The organism is Bacteroides sp. CAG:633 (genome assembly GCF_000435115.1).
In the GTDB taxonomy this organism is placed as follows: domain Bacteria; phylum Bacteroidota; class Bacteroidia; order Bacteroidales; family Bacteroidaceae; genus Bacteroides; species Bacteroides ndongoniae.
On sequence record NZ_FR883082.1, the window covers coordinates 1 to 2,385 of the forward strand.

General features: G+C 48.3%; 3 protein-coding genes. 1 reads left to right on the forward strand and 2 read right to left on the reverse strand.

The window, feature by feature from the left end; translation table 11 throughout:
- Positions 1–272 (forward strand): MnmC family methyltransferase (locus QVP67_RS09140; protein WP_288180066.1); only part of this gene is annotated, 272 nt, incomplete at its 5' end.
- 119 nt (positions 273–391) lie between these two features.
- Here the strand turns inward: QVP67_RS09140 and QVP67_RS09145 are convergent.
- Together QVP67_RS09145 and QVP67_RS09150 are read right to left on the reverse strand one after the other, a co-directional pair.
- Positions 392–1,618 (reverse strand): 6-bladed beta-propeller, encoded by a 1,227-nt coding sequence (locus QVP67_RS09145; protein ID WP_022163265.1) that lies wholly within the window; start codon positions 1,616–1,618, stop codon positions 392–394.
- An 81-nt stretch (positions 1,619–1,699) separates the two neighbouring features.
- A partial coding sequence (locus QVP67_RS09150) for a 6-bladed beta-propeller (RefSeq protein WP_288180067.1) occupies positions 1,700–2,385 on the reverse strand: 686 nt, incomplete at its 5' end.

Below are 2,385 nucleotides of genomic sequence, written 5' to 3' on the forward strand. Positions count from 1 at the left end.
TAGCGAGCCCCGCCGCTGTCCTTCCCGCCGCGGGTTACGACGTAGTCTATTTCGATGCCTTTGCGCCCGAAAAGCAGCCGGAAATGTGGGACGAGTCCGTCTTTCGCCGCCTCTTTGCCGCCATGAGTCCCGACGGCATCCTCACTACTTACTGCGCCAAGGGGGTAGTCCGCCGTCTGTTGCAATCCATCGGATTCACAGTAGAGCGTCTGCCCGGCCCTCCGGGAGGAAAAAGAGAGATACTGCGGGCCAGAAAATCAGCCGCCCTGTAAGCACGGAAAAGGCCCCCATTTTTTCCCAGTTAGGAAAAAATTACTGCCCAGTTAGAGAAAAATATTTTCCTAACTGGGGAAAAAATATACCCAAACTGAATCTTCTACCCTTCCCCCTTTCACTTCCGATAACAGATCAGGACAGGATTCGTCTCTTCGTCCAACCGGCTTAAGGCGGTTTTATCGTCCGGCTGACACGTAATTTCTCCACTCTTCAGCATCCCTACAAAACGGCTGACTTCCATCGGATGGATGTAGAAATAGACATTCTCGTCGTCTTCCCAGACGGGTATCGGGACGACGGACTGATCCATCAACTTGGGCGAAACCTTGTCGTGCAAGAAGATACCGACACGACATTCCTGCGTCTTCTTGTCATAAATGAAGTGATTGAGGTAATTCCCCCGAGAGAAAAAAAACAGTATAAACCGCTCGCCTTCAGTATAGTGTTGGATGTTGTGCACGCCTCCCAACCGGGTCAGCGACTTCAGGATGTCTTTCTCGCCGCTACGCTCCGCGTGCTCTTTCACCGCCGCGCTGGTGGGACGGTCCTGGTAGCTGAACGACAGATAAGGATAGATGCCGTTCTTCCCGATTGCCAAGACACTGTCCGAGGCAAGGTGTTTGAAGCGTATGCCGACAGAAGTCTTGCTGAAAAAGCTTTCTCCGGTGAAATAAGTGTCCGAATGATAACCCCGGTTGTATGCGTCCTTCGATATCCATTTGTTGACAACTTGTGCAGCACTGTCCAACTCCTGTACGAGGTACGAAGGCGACGTGCCGGGAAAATAGACATCTGCGTATATCCGGTTACCGTCGATGCCTATATAACGGCTCCGGGCATTCTGCTGTTGCTTCAGCGTGACCGCATGACTAAACTTCATGTCGGGCAATCCGTAATACAGAATGCACTGCTTCCTGCTGTCGAAGATGTAGAACTGGTCTCCCGCTATGCCGCAATCCGTTGGCGCCACATACTCGGACGGGCCTTCTCCCCTACTGCCGACCATACCGATATAGCTGCCGTCCTTACGGAACATAAGTACCGACCTGGCCATGACGCCATCCAAAACGAAGATGGTATCTCCCTGCATACAAAGCTGGTTGATGCGCCCCAGCAGGGACTCACGGGTGGTCTCCAGCGGAATATACCGCACATCTTTGAAGAAAGCAGACAGAGGCATCTGCTTTTCGTATGCAATGGAATCCAAATCGACAGTCAGCACATCCTGACCGGGTAGAACAGACGATATACCTATTTCTTCCTGAACAACAGGCTTTTGCTTCGATCCTTGACAGGAGATGAAGCATAAAGCAGTCAAAAGAAAAACAACTTTGTAGGACATAAAGATACTATTCTTTTAAGTAAAACCTATCAAAAGGAATTTAAAACAAAATACAAATAAGAGACCTATTACGTCAGCACGTTATTCCTTCAACTTCTGAATAATAACAACCGGATTGGATTCCTCGTCCATCTGGCGGAACTTCTTGAACATGCTACGTACATATTCGGAATGGAAATCGCGTTCGTCATAATTCCAATCCGCAAGTTCGCCCTCCAAACACCATGCATCCATCGCACGATACGATATCATATATCCGTCCTGCATGTATAGCTGACGGGGCGAACAAGCCAATCCTCCCAGATATTTGTTATACAGCTCATGTGTCGTATTCACTTTACCGGTTTCCCTGTCGTAAATGCTTATCATCTTACCTTTTGCATCTGAATATGAAAAGAGGAGACGCTTCTCTGATTGTACCATCCATTCTATTCCTGTGATATAGTTATCGCGTATGGCTGTTTTCAAGGCAGTCGCTCCATCGGCTTTGATGTATTGCTCGGGCAACCGTCTGTCTCCGAAATCCACTTTATAGACAGCACCCACTTCCCCTTCTTTTACACCGTATAGAACATCAAAAGGCCAAATGGTAAACATGGCTTCATCGGCGGAAGCACTGGTGTATCTGTCAATTCCCCAACCAGTATTTCCAGGATCATCGAAAGGCAGAAAAGCTTCCACCTCATCATTTCCCTCAGCTACGGGAAGCTTATATAGGGAATAATACCCCATATCACTGATACTACCAACATTTACAATATAAATAT